This window comes from Sorangium sp. So ce590 (assembly GCF_051521365.1).
In the GTDB taxonomy this organism is placed as follows: domain Bacteria; phylum Myxococcota_A; class Polyangia; order Polyangiales; family Polyangiaceae; genus Sorangium.
Genome location: NZ_CP150346.1, coordinates 10,761,054 through 10,776,052, shown reverse-complemented (window position 1 = coordinate 10,776,052; position 14,999 = coordinate 10,761,054). Strand labels below are relative to the sequence as shown.

Genomic DNA, 14,999 nt, shown 5'->3' with positions numbered 1-14,999 from the left:
AGGGCGCAGACGGCGCTCCGATCGCCGCTCAGCGGCCCGCCCAGACCGGGGAGGCGCCGTTCATCTGGAGGGCATCCATGCGCCGCGCCGCCGGCGGGGCCGCCGCGGCCGCGCGGGCGGTCTTTCGCGCGCTCGCCACCGCCGAGGCCGCGTCGGCGGCGCGCGCCTTCTCCTTGGCCGACCGCGCGCGCGCAGCCTGCTGCCGGAGCCGATCCTCCGCCGCGGCGAGCTTCGCCTCGGCCGCGCCGAAGTCGCCCGAGCTCACGTCCTGGGCCGCGTCGAGCTGCATCATGCCCGTCTCGATCACCGCGGCGAGGGTCTGGGTCCTCTCGTTCTCGTGCGCGGCGACCAGGGCCGCGTCGCTCGTCACGTCGTAGCGGGCCACCACCTCGTGCACGCGCGGGACGTTGCCGTTCTCGGGGTCGCGGAAGTGGAGCCGCACGCTCGCGAGCGGGTGGGAGCCGTCGGCCGGCGCGGTGACCCGCACCCGCACGAGCATCTCGCGGTGCTGCCCGCCGAACATCGTGCCGAGGAGCACCCGGATCGTGTCGCCGGACCGGTCGGTGCGCTCGCTCGGGACGCCGATCAGCTCCACGCCGGGCGCCGGGACGATCTCGACGAAGGCGCCCGTCGCCGCGGTCGTCTGGAGCAGGGCGAGCTCGCGCTCGAGGACGGACGACATCTGGCGCGCCTCGGTGAGGTGGTACAGCCGGCCGCTGGAGCCGATGGCGAGCGCGTTGAGCGTGCGCTCGTCGTAGTCGGCGCCCACCCCGATCGACGTGATCTGCACCCCGTGGGCCGCGCCGCGCTGGGCGAGCGCGCCGAGGATGTCGGGGGACGAGGGCCCGATGTTCGCCTGGCCGTCCGAGATGAGCACCACGCGCCGGACGGCGTGCGTCGACGGCGCCGTGGCCGCGTGCCGCTCCGCGAGCCGGAGGCCCTCGAAGAGGTTGGTGCTGCCCTCGGGGCCGAGCGCGGCGATGGCGCGCGCCACCGCGGGGCGCGTGGCGGGGCCGAGCACGGTGGGCGCCACGCGCTCCTGCGCGGCGTCGGCGAACGACGCGAGCGAGACAACGTCGCCGTCGGGCAGCCGGTCGACGAACGCCTGCGCCGCGGCGCGGGCGTGGTCCATCTTCGCGCCTTGCATCGAGCCGGAGGCGTCGACGAGCAGCGCGATTGCGGCCGGCGCGCGCGCCCCGCGGCGGATCGCCGGGACGTCGACCCACACCCCGAGCTGCGTCTCGCGCGTCCCCGGCAGCACGAAGTCGCTCGCGCCCGCGGCGCCGATCCAGACGCCCCGGCTCGCCTCGCGGGCCCCCTCCGGCCGGGACGCCGGCGCCTCGGCCGCCGCGGGCCCGGCCGCCACCGCCGCGGTGGGCCCGGCCGCCCCCGGGGCCGCGGCGGCCGCCTGCGCGCCCTCCAGCCGCGCCTCCATGCCCGGCGCGACCCCCGCGGCCGCAGCGCTCGTCCCCGGAGGCGCCGCCGCGCCGGCCGCGCAGCCCAGAGCCGCAAATCCCATCAGCAATCCCGCGAGCATCGTCCGCATCGAGAAGCTCCTTCCGCCGCAAGCCAAGGCGCCGCCCACGGGGGACTCGCGTCCTCCGCCGCGATCTCCTCGACCCCCGCAGCGCGCGACTTCTACGGACCTGCCCGAAAAAAGATCTCAGGGAGAGCTCGCCCCGGCGCCGCCTCCGCCCGCCCTCACCCGGCCGCGAGATCCGCTGCCCGGCCTCCGGAGCCCCCTCCGAGCACACCTCATGGGTCGTCCGTGCCTGACTCCATGGCACATCTCGAGATCTCGCGAGCGCCGCGACTCCCAACGTCCCTCCGCCGATGGTCCGGGTCTTGCTCATTCACGATGACGATTGGGCGAGCGCCGGAGCGCGGCGCCCGGACACGATGCGCCGCGCCGCGCGGCGATGCCGGAGGAGGTCGATCCGATGAAACTCGCACGTAGCAAGTCTCCAGCTTTTCTCGCCGCGTTCGCGGCGATCTTCCTGGCTGTCGCGAGCCTCTTCGCTTTACCGGGCTACACGCTCACGGGCACCGGCGTCCGCGTGAAGACTGTCGGCACGGCCAGCATCGACGTCTATCGGATCAGCCACTACATGGATGAGCTCCCGGCCGCGAGGTCCACGCAGGCCGTCATCGACATGGATACGGGGAAGAAGTTCGTCTGGACGATGCTGCGCGACGTCGACCGCGAGAGCACGGTCAAGGCGCTGACGGACGCCTATGCGTTGAACGGTTATGCCGATCAGGCGAAGGTCGCGAGGTTCGTCTCGGCGTTCGAGGGCGGACTCAAGGCGGGAGCGGAGGTCACCATCGAGTACGACGCGCGCGCGAAGGCGACCACCATCAAGGTCGCCGGCGGCGGGACCGCGACGGTGGGCGGCATCGATTTCATGAAGGCCACCTGGCGGATCTGGTTTGGCAAGATCGACCAGCCGAAGCTGAGCGAGGAGCTCATCGCCAAGCTCCCTTGAGGCCGGAGGCCTCCTCAGTCCGACGGCTTGTCGCGCACCACGAGCACCGACCGGCTCGTGTGGTTCACGACCTTCGCCGCCGTCGTCCCGAGCACCTTGTCGATGCCCGAGTAGCCGTGCGACCCGATCACGATGAGGTCCGCGTTCTCCTCGTCGGCCGTCCGGCAGATGACCTCCCAGGCGACGCCGACGTGGACCACGATCTTCGCGAGGAGCTCGGGCGGCACGTCGCGCGCGAGCTGCGCGAGCTCCTCCCGGTCGCCCCGCTCCAGGATCTCGGGGACGCGCGTCGGCGACTCGTTCAGCGCCTCGGCTGGGAGGGTGTGGTGCAGCCCGATGCCGCGGACGAGCACGAGTTTGCCGCCGAGCTTCTGCGCGAGATCGACGCCCTCGGCGAGGATGAGCGGCGCCCTGGGAGAGCTGTCCAGTGCAACGAGGAGGGTCCGGGGGTGCTTGAGGCTCATGGCGTCCGCCTTTCGTGCGGTGGCGTTCCCGGATCTCTTTAGCCGACTCCGCGCCGGGCGCGCAGCACGTCCCGCGCAGGCGGCGCCCGCGCAGGCGCGCCGCCCCGGCCGCCCGCGCGCAGCGCGCCGCCCAGAGCGTCCGGCGCGGATCAGGCGCGGATCGTCACGCCGTGGCTGCGGTCGTCCGTGAGGATCTCGAACGCCGCGCGCCGCGCCGTCGTCAGGGTCTCGCTCCCGACCTCGCGGCCCAGGCTCTTCCGCCGCAGGGTGACGCTGCAGGCCCCGATCTTCGTGTTCAGACAGTGCTTCACGCCGCCGGGGGGGTTCCTGTAGGCGAGGCCCACGACGTCGCCGGCGCGCGCGGTGATCTGCCCCTCGACGCTCAGCCGATCGGTCTCGGTCCGGAAGCGCCAGGTGAAGTAGTCGAATGAGGCCTCGGCGCGGACCGCCTGGACCAGCGAGCTCAGCGCGATCTCCTCGCCCCGGTGCCGCAAGACCAGCGGCGTCATGCTCGGCGTCCAGAACGGCCCGACCTTGAGGCGGGCCGTGGCGACCTCGAGAAAGCTGTCCGGGTGGCTGTCGAACCCGGCGACCTGCCCCCAGGCGTAGAGGTCCGTGTGCTTCGTCCCCCAGTTGTGGTTCTGGCTGCCCACCCACCCCGAGACGTCCACGTCGCGCCCGGAGGCCCGGAGGACGCCGCTGTAGACGGCCAGCGGCGCCCCGACAAGCGCCTTCGCCTTCGGCAGCGGGGCGTCGTAGAGGGCCGCCGGGAGCAGCAGGAGCGGCTCCCCGCCGCCCTCGTACGCGAGGTCCCAGGAGATGGCGTCCTCCCCCTCGCCCGCCGCGCCGGCGAGCCTGCCGGGGCGCAGCCGGGCGCCGTCGATGTCGACCGACAGCGCGTCGCGGGCGAACGAGCAACGCCCGGCGAACGGGACCTCGCGCTTGGCGACCGCGTGGCGCCCCGACTCGCCGTCGAAGTAGATGGCCCAGAGCTCGCCCTCCGCGGCCTCGGGCCGCCCGGCCGGGCTGAAGAGCGTGTACCGGATCCAGAAGGCGAGCGGCCGCGTCGGATGGTTCGCGCGCAGGAAGAAGCTCTCGTAGAAGCCCTCCCGCTGCCCCGGCCGGTAGCGCGCGTGGTTCGCCCGCTCCCGCATCGCGCTCGCCTTCGCGCCCGCCACCTAGTGCCCCCGCTTCTGCCCGCCGCTGAGGAGATCGGCGATCACCCGCTCCAGGTCGTCGAGCGAGATCGGCTTCGCGATCTTCGCGTTGTCCACCCGCTCCACGAACGCGCGCGCGGTCGGCGTGAACGCGCCGCCCGACATGAAGGCCATCTTCGGCTGGAGCTGCGGGAACCGCTCGCCGATCTCGTCGTAGAGGGCCATCCCGCTCATCTGCGGCATCAGGAGATCGCAGACGATCGCGTCGATCCGGCCGCCGCGGTCCCGCAGGAGGTCGAGCGCCTCGTGGCCGCTCTTCGCCACGAGCACCTCGTGCCGCTCCTCGAACGCGCGGGCGAACGCGTTGAGGAGCATCGGCTCGTCGTCCACGAACAGGATCGTCCCGCGCGACGAGGCGCGCGGCGGCTCCGGCGGCGGGCGCAGCGCGGGCAGATCCGCGGGGTTGAGGCCGGTCAGCCGGATCGTGAAGATGGTGCCGATGCCGGGCTTGCTCGACACCGTCATCGTGCCCTGCTGCTCCTCGACGATGTTGCGCGACACCCAGAGCCCGATCCCCGGGCGGGCGCTCTCCTCCTTCGTCGTGAAGAACGGGTCGAAGATCCGCTCGACGACCTCGGGGGTCATGCCGCGCGCGTTGTCCTCCACCTCGACGTGGTGGACCCCGTCGTCGAAGCGCGCCGTCACGCGCACCATGTTCTCGTCGCGCGGGCGGTTCGGCATCGCCTGCGCCGCGTTGATGAACAGGTTCACGAACACCTGCGAGAGCTTGCCCGGGTAGCCGACCAGCGGGGGCATCTCGCCGTAGTGGCGCTCGATGCGGCAGAGCTGGCTGAGCTGCGGCCCCGTCATGCGCAGCGCGAGCTCGATCACGTCGACCAGATCGACCCGCTCGGGCTTGCGCTCGCTGCTGCTCGAGAAGAGGTTGAGGTCCGTCACGATGTCGCGCATCCGCTCGACGCCGGCGAGCGCCTCGTGGCAGGACCTGTCGATGAGATCGATGGCGCGAAGCAGGTCCTCGTAGGAGCCCGACGCGACGGGGCGCGCCGCCGAGACGAGCTTGTGCGCCCCGCTCCGGATCTGCTCCAGGTTCGCCATCACCCACGCCATGGGGTTGTTGAGCTCGTGCGCGACGCTCGCCGCGACCTGGCCGATCGAGGCGAGCTTCTCGCTGTGGAGGATCTGCGCGCGGCGCGCGACCTCCTCGGTGACGTCGCGCATGAGCGCGAGCGAGGCGTCCTCGCCGTAGAGCCGCGTGATCCGGACCGTCATCACCTTGGTCAGCCCGGCGCGCGTCGCGCAGCGGATGGCGGCCTCCCGGGGCGCCTCGGACCGGGACGCGGACATCACGAGGGCGCGCAGCGCCGGCACGTCCGCCGCGACCGCGAGCGCGGTGATCGGCCGGCCGATCCACGCCTGCCGCGAGTGCCCGAAGAGCACCTCGAACCGCACGTTCAGCCGCGTCAGCATCCCCTCCTGGTCGATCGTCGCGAGGACGTCGGACGAGAGCTCGACGATCTCGCGGTAGCGCTCCTCGGAGGCGAACAGCGAGCGCTGGGCGTACGCCTCGGCGAAGCGGTGCTCGAACTGGAGCAGCAGCGCGTCCACGGCGCGGAGCACGTCGATGGAAGACGTGCCGTCCGCGTCGTCGTGCGTCGTGTCGAGGACGCCCGCGACCGCGGTGCGGAACTCGGAGGCGGCGATCAGCGGACCGCTGATGGAGTACCCGGTCGCGTAGCGCTGCTCGACGAGGTGCGTGATGAACTCGTCGAGCAGGGTCTCGCTGCCGTCCTCGAGGATCCTGGTGAAGGCGGCGAGCCAGGAGCGCACGTTCTCCGTCACCTCGCCCACGGGCCGGTCGGTGTACCGGCCGCGCTCCGGCGGCAGCGCCAGCACGTTCTCGATCCAGTCGTCGATCAGCTCGTCCTTGTGCCGCTTGCAGAGCTCGAGCAGCCGCCGGCGCGCGAGCGCCATGGACGTCTCCGCGTGGCTCGGCGGCGCGTGGACCTGCGAGCGGCGCTCGCCCTCGCCCCTCGACTCCGGGACCTGCGAGCGGCGCTCACCCCTCGACTCCGGGACCTGCGAGCGGCGCTCGCCCCTCGACTCCGGGACCTGCGAGCGGCGCTCGCCCTCGCCCCCGTCGCGCGCGCCCCTCGACTCCGGGAGCTCGCGCTTGGCCTCCTCGTCCGCTGCCATCGCTGCTACCTGCCGCGGAGGACCTCGCAGCCCATGAACGCCCGGAGCGGCTCCGGCACGACCACCGTCCCGTCCGCCTGCTGGTACTGCTCGAGGATCGCGATCACCGTCCGCCCCACGGCGAGCGCCGACCCGTTCATCGTGTGCACCAGCCGCGGCTTCGCCTTCGGCTCCGGCCGGTAGCGGATCTGGGCGCGGCGCGCCTGGAAATCGCCGAAGTTCGAGCAGCTCGAGATCTCGCGGTAGCCCCCCTGGCCGGGCAGCCACACCTCCAGGTCGTACGTCTTCTGCGCGCCGAAGCCGAGATCGCCGGCGCAGAGCGCGGAGACGCGGTAGTGGAGGCCGAGGCGCTTCAGCACCTCCTCGGCGTGCGAGGTGAGCAGCTCGTGCTGGCGGGGCGAGTCGTCCGGCGCCGAGAACCGCACGAGCTCGACCTTGTCGAACTGGTGCTGCCGGATGAGCCCCCGCACGTCGCGCCCGTGGCTGCCCGCCTCGCTGCGGAAGCACGGCGTGTACGCCGCGTAGGCGATCGGCAGCGACGCGCCGTCGAGGATCTCGTCCGCGTGGAGGTTCGTGACCGGGACCTCCGCCGTCGGGATGAGGTAGAGGTCGTACGCCCGCTCCGGGTCGCTCTTCTGCGTCTTGAACAGGTCCTCGGCGAACTTGGGCAGCTGGCCCGTGCCGAACAGGGCCGAGTCCTTGACCAGGAACGGCGGCAGCACCTCGAGATAGCCCTGTTCGCGCGTGTGCAGGTCGAGCATGAACGAGATGAGCGCCCGCTCGAGGCGGGCGGCCGCGCCCATCAGCACCGTGAACCGCGCGCCCGAGAGCTTCGCCGCGCGCTCGAAGTCGAGGATGCCGAGGGCCGTGCCGATGTCCCAGTGGGACTTCGGCGTGAACGAGAAGCTCGGCTTCTCGCCCCACGTCCTGACGACCACGTTGTCCTGCTCTCCGGCGCCGTCGGGCACCGACGGATCCGGCAGGTTGGGGACGCCGGAGAGCAGCTCGGTCATCCCCTTCTCGAGCTCGGAGACGACCTGCTCGGCCTCCTTGATCCTCGCGGACAGGCCCTTCAGCTCGTCGCGCTTCTGCGCGAACTCCGGCGACTTCTTGTCGAGGCGCGCCATCGCGTCGTTCGCCGCGTTGCGCTCCGCCTGCCACCGCTCGAGCTCCTGGACCTTCGACCGGCGCGTGCTGACCGTGGAGGCGAAGTCGTCTCCGAGGGTGGCGGCGGCGGCGGGCGAGCGACGAGCAAGCGCCGCGCGCACCTCACCGAGGTGATCTGCGACGTAGCGGGGATCGAGCATGCCCCAGGGTCTAGCCGAAGCCTGCACGCGCGTCAGCAGCCGCGACGCGCCGCTCCGCATTCGGGAGGGGGTCCGCTCCCCGCCGGACCGGGTGGGCGGGGAGCGGCGTGTGAGGCGGCGCTAGGCCGTGGCGCCCAGGCTGCGCAGCACGAACTGGAGGATGCCGCCGTGCTGGTAGTAGTCGACCTCGTTCGGCGTATCGATGCGCGCGGTGACGGTGAACGTCGTCGTCTTCCCGCCTTCCCCGATCGCGACGACGCTGAGCTTCTTGCCCGGCGTGAGGTTGTCCGAGATGCCGTCGATCTTGAACACCTCGCGCCCGGTGAGCCCGAGCGTCCCCGCGTCCTCGCCCGGCGCGAACTCGAGCGGGAGCACGCCCATGCCGACCAGGTTCGACCGGTGGATGCGCTCGAAGCTCTTCGCGATGACCCCGCGCACGCCGAGCAGCTTCGTCCCCTTGGCCGCCCAGTCGCGCGACGACCCGGTGCCGTACTCGGCGCCGGCGATCACGAGCAGCGGCACCTTCTCCGCCTTGTACCGCATGGCCGCGTCGTAGATCGTCGTCTTCTCCCCGTCGGGCAGGTGCACGGTGATGCCGCCCTCCTCGCCCGGGCGCAGCAGGTTCTTGAGGCGGATGTTCGCGAACGTGCCGCGCATCATCACCTCGTGGTTGCCGCGGCGGGCGCCGTACGAGTTGAAGTCGGCGGGCGCGACGCCGTGCTCGCCCAGGTACTTCGCGGCGGGGCTGTTCTTGGCGATGTTGCCGGCCGGCGAGATGTGGTCGGTCGTCACCGAGTCCCCGAGCAGCGCGAGCACGCGCGCGCCCTGGATGTCGTGGAGCGGCTCCGGATCCTTCGACAGCCCCTCGAAGAACGGCGGCCTGCGCACGTACGTCGAGGCCTCGTCCCACACGAACGTCTGGCCGCTCGGGATCGAGAGCTTCTGCCACTCCTCGTCGCCGGCGAACACGTTCTCGTACTGCGCCTGGAACTGCTCGGGCCGCACCGCCGTGCGGATGGCCTCGTTGACCTCGGACGAGCTCGGCCAGATGTCCTTGAGGTACACCGGATCGCCGTTGCGATCGGTGCCGACCGGCTCCTTGAAGAGGTCGGCGTCGACGTCGCCGCGCAGCGCGTAGGCGACGACGAGCGGCGGCGAGGCGAGGAAGTTCATCCGCACGTGCTGGTTGATGCGGCCCTCGAAGTTGCGGTTGCCGGAGAGGACGCTCGCCACGACGAGATCGTTGTTGCGGACCGTGTCGCCGATCACGTCCGGCAGCGGCCCGGAGTTGCCGATGCACGTCGTGCAGCCGTAGCCGACAAGGTGGAAGCCGAGCGCCTCGAGGTACGGCAGGAGCCCCGCCTGGCGCAGATAGTCGCTGACGACCTTCGACCCGGGGGCGAGCGAGGTCTTCACCCACGGCTTCACCGTGAGCCCGCGCTCGACGGCCTTCTTCGCGAGGAGGCCCGCGCCGAGCATGACCGCCGGGTTCGAGGTGTTGGTGCACGACGTGATCGCGGCGATCACGACCGAGCCGTGGCGCAGCGTGTAGCGCGTGTCGCCCTCGGTGATCTCCGCCGGACGCATGAGCTTCTCGAGCGCGGGCGCGCGCGCGGCGGCGGCGCCGGTGTCCTCCTCGAGGAACGCCTTCACCGCGGTCGCGTCGACGGCGGCGAACTCCTTCTCGAGCATGCCCTGGAGCGAGGCGCGGAAGGCCCGCTTCGCGTCGCGGAGCGGGACGCGGTCCTGCGGCCGCTTCGGGCCGGCGAGCGACGGCTCGACGTCGCCGAGGTCGAGCGAGAGCGTGTCGCTGAAGACCGGGTCCGGGGTGCTGTCCGTGCGGAACAGACCCTGCGCCTTGTAGTAGGCCTCGACGAGCGCGACGAGCGGGGCGGGCCGGCCGGTGAAGCGCAGGTAGGCGATCGTCTCGTCGTCGACGGGGAAGAAGCCGATGGTGGCGCCGTACTCGGGCGCCATGTTGGCGATCGTGGCGCGGTCCGGGAGCGAGAGCGCGCTCAGGCCGGGGCCGTAGAACTCGACGAATTTCCCGACGACCTTCCTCTGCCGCAGCATCTGCGTCACCGTGAGGACGAGATCGGTCGCGGTGGCGCCCTCGGGCAGGCTGCCGTGGAGCTTGAAGCCCACGACCTCGGGGATGAGCATCGAGAGCGGCTGGCCGAGCATCGCCGCCTCGGCCTCGATGCCGCCGACGCCCCAGCCGACGACGCCGAGCCCGTTGATCATCGTGGTGTGCGAGTCGGTGCCGACGAGCGTATCCGGGTAGGCCAGCGAGCCCTGCCGCATGACGGCGCCCGCGAGGTACTCCAGGTTGATCTGGTGGCAGATGCCCTGGTCGGGCGGCACCACGCGGAAGTTCGTGAACGCCTGCGCCCCCCAGCGGAGGAAGGCGTAGCGCTCCTCGTTGCGCTCGAACTCGAGCGCCGCGTTGACCTTCAGGGCCGTCGTCGACGCAAACTTGTCGACCTGGACCGAGTGGTCGATCACGAGGTCGACGGGCTGGAGCGGGTTGATCTTGAGCGAGTCGCCGCCGAGCTTCGCGAGCGCCTCGCGCATGGCCGCGAGGTCGACCACGGCCGGGACGCCGGTGAAGTCCTGGAGCAGCACGCGCGCGGGGTGGAAGGCGATCTCCTGCGAGGGGCCGGCCTTCGGGTCCCAGTTGAGGACGGCCTCCACGTGCTCCTTGCGCACGACGCGCCCGTCCTCGTGGCGGAGGAGGTTCTCCAGGAGAATGCGGAGCGAGAAGGGGAGCTTGTCGAGCGAAGCGCCGCCCTGCGCCAGCGAGGTGAGCTTGTAGTAGGTGTATGTATCGGCTTGAACCGTCAGCGTGCTCTTCGTGCCAAAGCTGTCGACCATGCGGCCTCCTCCAACGTCCGAAGCGCCTTGTAGGCGCGCCGAAGGCGCTAATCTAGTGTTATGTGCGCGCGTTTCACTCTCGCCGTTCCGGACTTTGCGTCCCTCGTGGCGATGCTGGAGGCGGCCGTCGGTGCAGGCGCCGCGGGCGGCGGCACCGCTCGGGTGATCGTCGCCGACCCGAGGGCGGCCGCGCTCTACCGGCCCCGGTACAACATCGCTCCCTCGACCGTCCACCCTGTGCTGCGCGCGCAGGGCGGCCAGCGAGAGCTCGTGCCGGGGACCTGGGGCTTCGCGGGGCGCTTCGCCAGGGGCGGCGCGGCGCCTTCGCTGCTCGCCAACGCGCGGGCCGAGAGCGCGCGGACGAAGCCGACGTTCCGCGGGGCGTTCGCGGCGCACCGCTGCGTGGTGCCGGCGGACGGCTTTTACGAGTGGACCGGGCCGAAGGGCGCGCGGCGGCCGACGTGGTTCCACCCGGCGGGGGGCGGGCTGCTGCGCCTGGCCGGGCTGTACCAGCCGGCGAAGGACCCCGACACGGGGGAGCTCGACCTCCGCTTCACGATCCTGACCACCGAGGCGAGCGCCGACGTGGCGCCGGTCCACGACCGCATGCCGGTCCTCCTGGAGCCCGAGGACGTCGATCTCTGGCTCGGCGCCGGCGAGGGCGCGGACGCGGAGCGGGCCGAGGCGTTGCTCCGGCCGGCGCCCCGCGGCTCCCTCGCGGCGCGCGCCGTGTCGCCGCGGGTCAACTCGGTCGGCCACGACGACCCTGCCCTGCTGCAGGAGGCCGTGGCGGAGGCCGCTGCCCCGAAGGCCAGCCCCTCGAAGGCGGCTGCCCCGAAGGCCGGCGGCACGCTGCCGCTCTTCGACCTGGATCGCGCCGCGGGGCCCGCCGTCTCCCCCGGACGGACCCCGCGTCGCTGACGTTCACCGGCATTCGCCGGTGCACGGCGATCTCAGCGCGCGGAGGCGCTGCTCGTGCGACCGCCCTTGCGGCCCGTGCGGCTCGTCTTTGCAGGCCGGCTCGTCGTCGGCCGGCTCGCCTTGCGCGTGGGCGCGGCTCGCCCGGTCTTCGCCGGCGCCGCGTCCGCCGCCTTCTTCCGTCCGGTCGCGGCGCCGCCGCCGCGACGGCCCTTCTGGGCGCCGCGCGCCGGCTCGGCGCGCTGCGTCGATGCGCGCTTCGCGGGCGGACGCTTGGTCGCCGCCTTGCGCGCCGCCGGCTTCGCCGCCCGCGTGCGGCGGGCGGTGGCGGCGGGCATGCTCTTCGCGACGAGCTTGCTCAGGAGCGCCTCGACGTCGCCCTCGCGCACCTGGTCGAAGCGCGCCTCCAGGCGTGCGCCGAGCTCCTCGAGGCGCTCGGCGCCCATGGCGTTCTCGACCTGGGGGAAGAGCTTCTTCTCCTCCTCCTCGACGTGGTGCTGCACGAGCTCCTTGAGCACACTCAGCCTGGCGTGAAAGGTTTCGTCACCCGGCTTGGTGCTGAGCAATTTCTGCAACATGATCTCGACGAGGGAGTGCTCCTCGTACGAGGTCGGGATCAGGGGGGAAGAGCCGAGCGCCTCCCGGGCCTGGGGGTAGAAGAGCTCCTCCTCGATGGCCGTGTGGCCGACGAGGCTCGCCACGAGCTCGTCGCGGAGCGCGCTGATCTCGTTGCTGTCAGCCTGCGCGATGCGCTCGAAGAGCTCGTCGACTTCCTGGTGCTGCTCCTTCAATAGGTCGGTCGCCTTCATGCGGGGACTCCTCTCACGGAAAGATGAAGCGCCATCGAGGCGCTTTGCCTGTGCGGTCTGCGGCGTTTGCGCGAAGCATGCCAGGCGCCCGGCGCGCGCGGAGCGAGCGCATCACGCGCACGCTGACGCACGCGCGGCGGGCGCATGACGCGCACGCGCGGGCGCGGGCGTACGTCGATCTCGACCCCGCGCGCGGGCGCCGCCGGGAGCGCGGAGCGGGGCACGCTGCCTCGCAGCGGGGCATCATGACGTCGCGGAGCGCGATCGCGCGCGGCCTGCGCGATGTCGCGGACGCCCGCGCCCGGCGCCGGCGCGCCGCCCGGGCGCCGTCAGCGGGCTGTCGTCTGCGCGCGGGCGCTGCGTCGCGCGGGCCTCATTGTGCGCCCCATACGTTGAGCACGGCCGCCGTCTCCGCGTCGATCGTGGCCGGCTCCCGTTGCGCCGCGGGCGCGCGCAGGGACAGGTCGAACGTCACGGTGCGTCTGAAGAGCGACACGGTGGCGAGCGGCATCACCTCGCGGCGGTTGAAGGCGCAGGTTGGGTCCACGTCGAGGTCGCAGAGAAAGGGTGGAACACCGAGCCGCCCCGAAAGCACGAGGTTACCCCAGCGCGTGGAGTAACGATCGCCGAGGGCGGCGATCTGGGGGTCGCGCTCGACGCCCTCGAGGCCCGAGGCGACGGCCGCAAGATCCTCCCCGAGCTGTTTGCGGGCGAACGAGAGGCCGAGGGAGGCGACCGCGGTGCGCGCGATGTCGATGATCTCGGTCGGGGCAGAGACGCGCTGGCCGGCGTAAAGGTCGCCGGGAAAGTGGACATAAAGCGGGAGCGCCAGGACCGGCTCTTGGAGGTCGAGGCTCTCGGCGTAGAGCGTGGCGTCGGAGCGCCCGCTGGCCAGGTCGCCGGTGACGATGAAGAGGGTCTCGTCCCACAGCCCGGCGGTCTTGAGGGTCCCGATGAGGTTGCCGAGGGCGCGGTCCTGGCCGGCGAGCGCGATGGAAAAGAGGTCGCGGATCCGGTCCCGATCGTCGGGGCTGAGGACGTCGCGGCGCCGGTTGCGCAGCCTGGCCAGCACCTGGGCGGCGCGGCGCGGCTCGATCGGGCCGGCGTAGTCGGCGGGCTTGAGGGCGTTCAGCTCCTTCGGACCGACTTCCCAGGGCGGGTGGCCGCCGCGCGCGTGGACGAACGCGAGCAGGCGGTTCCCGGCGTCCTGGCGGACGGTCTCGCTGATCCAGGCGGCGGCGGCGTCGATCGGGGTGGTGGCCGGCTCGCCGCTGGTCGGGGGGTGCTCGAGGACGCGGGACCAGCCGGGTCCGAAGCCGAACGCCCGGAAGGTGGTGGGGACACCGGTGAAGAAGCCGGTCCGGATGCTGCTGTCGCTCGCGATGGCGCCGATGGTGGTCATGCGGCCGGGGAGGCGGGCCCCTGTATCGGTGACCGTATGGGCTGGCGGCGGCAGTCCGGTGAGCAGCGACGCGATCACGGCGGACACGACGGTGCTCGGGCCCCGGTGGTGATCGAACGTCGTCGCCGACGTGGCGAGCTCGGACAGCGTGGCGAGGTGCGGCTCCGGGCGACCGCTCCAGGGAGGCAGATCGGGCCGCTCGACCCCGTTCAGGGCGACGATCACGACGGCGCGCGCCGCGGGCACCGACGGCGGGGGCTCCGGCGATCCGGCGAGGACGGGGTCGCCGAAGAGGATGCGTCCGCCGCGGGCCGCGGCGGCGGCGCGGAGCTCGAGGGAGATGAGGGAGCCCGCGAAGGGCGCGAGCGGCAGCTCGATGTCGGTCCAGGTCGCCTTGTCGCCGCCCTCGACGTGGACGCGATGGATCACGAGGGGCTCCTGGCCGTCGCGCAGGACGCGGATCTCGGCGTCGCCTTCCGCGGAGCCCTGCGCGCCGACGGCCGTGCGGAGGCGGGTCAGCCTGGAGGGGCGGAAGGCGCAGCGGACGGCGCCCGGGGCGCGCAGCGCGATGGACCGGTGCGGGACGCCCGACAGCGCCGCGGCGGGCGCGACGACGTCGCGCAGGGTCGGAGGGCCGTAGGTGCTCGGGTCCTCGTCGGGGATGCCCACGCGGACCCAGTCGACGTCGGCAAACGCCTCCCCTGCGCGGAGCCGGCCGGAGAACCGGATCGTGAGGGTGTGCAGGCCGGGGTCGGCGGGGAGCGTGGTGGTCGGGGTCGAGGCGATCCGGATCTGGTCGCGCTGGAAGCGGAGGGTCCCGAGGAGCTGGTCGTCGAGGGAGATGGTGGCGTACCGGGAGGCGAGGCCGACCGCGCGGGCGGACACGAAGATGGGGCTCGCGGACGGCAGGACGAACGTGAGCTTGATCTGTCGGTTCGAGATGCGCGCCCAGGTGGATCCAGCGTGCTCGACCGCCTGGATGCCGGTGGGCACGGTCCCCTGCCAGGCGAAGCGGCCGAGGAGGGCGCCGACGCCTGTATCGAACAGGAGCCCTCGGTGCTCGATGTCGCAGTTGGGCAGCTCGTCGACGAGGTGCACGAGGTCGCGGGCCGGGGGCAGCTGCGGCGCTGCGGGGCTCGCCGACGCCGCGGCGGCGCCGGCCGGAAGATCGCGGGTCGACGTCTCGCACCCGGTGCAGCCGGAGAGGAGCGCGGCCGCGGCGGAGAGGAGCGTGAGCGCGGCAGAGGGGTGGCTGGGTCGGATCACGCGGGCGCGCACGGGGCGTGCTCTACCACGAGCGGCGTTTCCTGCCTCTGGTTGGGCACCCGGGGCAGCGCGAGCTGATTCGACGGCGGGGGCGGCGCCTCC

10 protein-coding genes are annotated in these 14,999 nt (G+C 72.6%); 2 read left to right on the top strand and 8 right to left on the bottom strand.

Annotation, left to right across the window (positions count from 1 at the left end; all coding sequences use genetic code 11):
• Positions 1 to 28 precede the first annotated feature (28 nt).
• Positions 29 to 1,519 carry a vWA domain-containing protein gene (locus WMF28_RS40905; protein WP_437599147.1) on the bottom strand — a complete coding sequence of 497 codons (1,491 nt, stop codon included), beginning with the start codon at positions 1,517 to 1,519 and terminating at the stop codon, positions 29 to 31.
• A gap of 421 nt (positions 1,520 to 1,940) precedes the next feature.
• On the opposite strand from WMF28_RS40905, the gene WMF28_RS40900 reads away from it, so the two are divergent.
• Positions 1,941 to 2,486 (top strand): chalcone isomerase family protein, encoded by a 546-nt coding sequence (locus tag WMF28_RS40900; RefSeq protein WP_437599146.1) that lies wholly within the window; start codon positions 1,941 to 1,943, stop codon positions 2,484 to 2,486.
• Positions 2,487 to 2,500: 14 nt separating this feature from the next.
• On the opposite strand, the gene WMF28_RS40895 is transcribed toward WMF28_RS40900, so the two are convergent.
• The 5 genes from WMF28_RS40895 to acnA form a co-directional block, all read right to left on the bottom strand.
• On the bottom strand, positions 2,501 to 2,950 hold the full coding sequence (locus WMF28_RS40895) for a universal stress protein (protein ID WP_437599145.1): 450 nt from the start codon (positions 2,948 to 2,950) through the stop codon (positions 2,501 to 2,503).
• Positions 2,951 to 3,099: 149 nt separating this feature from the next.
• On the bottom strand, positions 3,100 to 4,104 hold the full coding sequence (locus WMF28_RS40890) for a hypothetical protein (protein ID WP_437604365.1): 1,005 nt from the start codon (positions 4,102 to 4,104) through the stop codon (positions 3,100 to 3,102).
• A gap of 24 nt (positions 4,105 to 4,128) precedes the next feature.
• Entirely contained in the window at positions 4,129 to 6,321 is a 2,193-nt protein-coding gene (locus WMF28_RS40885) for an ATP-binding protein (protein ID WP_437599144.1), read from the bottom strand.
• Positions 6,322 to 6,326: 5 nt separating this feature from the next.
• Positions 6,327 to 7,628, bottom strand: a complete 1,302-nt coding sequence (gene serS / locus WMF28_RS40880) for a serine--tRNA ligase (protein ID WP_437599143.1) — start codon at positions 7,626 to 7,628, stop codon at positions 6,327 to 6,329.
• Positions 7,629 to 7,748: 120 nt separating this feature from the next.
• Positions 7,749 to 10,502 carry an aconitate hydratase AcnA gene (gene acnA, locus WMF28_RS40875; protein ID WP_437599142.1) on the bottom strand — a complete coding sequence of 918 codons (2,754 nt, stop codon included), beginning with the start codon at positions 10,500 to 10,502 and terminating at the stop codon, positions 7,749 to 7,751.
• Between the two features lie 60 nt (positions 10,503 to 10,562).
• Between acnA and WMF28_RS40870 the strand changes: the two genes are divergently transcribed.
• A complete protein-coding gene (locus WMF28_RS40870) occupies positions 10,563 to 11,423 on the top strand; it encodes an SOS response-associated peptidase (protein ID WP_437599141.1) in 861 nt (286 codons plus the stop codon).
• A gap of 32 nt (positions 11,424 to 11,455) precedes the next feature.
• On the opposite strand, the gene WMF28_RS40865 is transcribed toward WMF28_RS40870, so the two are convergent.
• Together WMF28_RS40865 and WMF28_RS40860 are read right to left on the bottom strand one after the other, a co-directional pair.
• Complete coding sequence (locus WMF28_RS40865; protein WP_437599140.1) at positions 11,456 to 12,229, bottom strand: hemerythrin domain-containing protein; 774 nt, start codon at positions 12,227 to 12,229, stop codon at positions 11,456 to 11,458.
• 373 nt (positions 12,230 to 12,602) lie between these two features.
• Positions 12,603 to 14,909 (bottom strand): sulfatase-like hydrolase/transferase, encoded by a 2,307-nt coding sequence (locus WMF28_RS40860; RefSeq protein WP_437599139.1) that lies wholly within the window; start codon positions 14,907 to 14,909, stop codon positions 12,603 to 12,605.
• Positions 14,910 to 14,999: the final 90 nt, after the last annotated feature.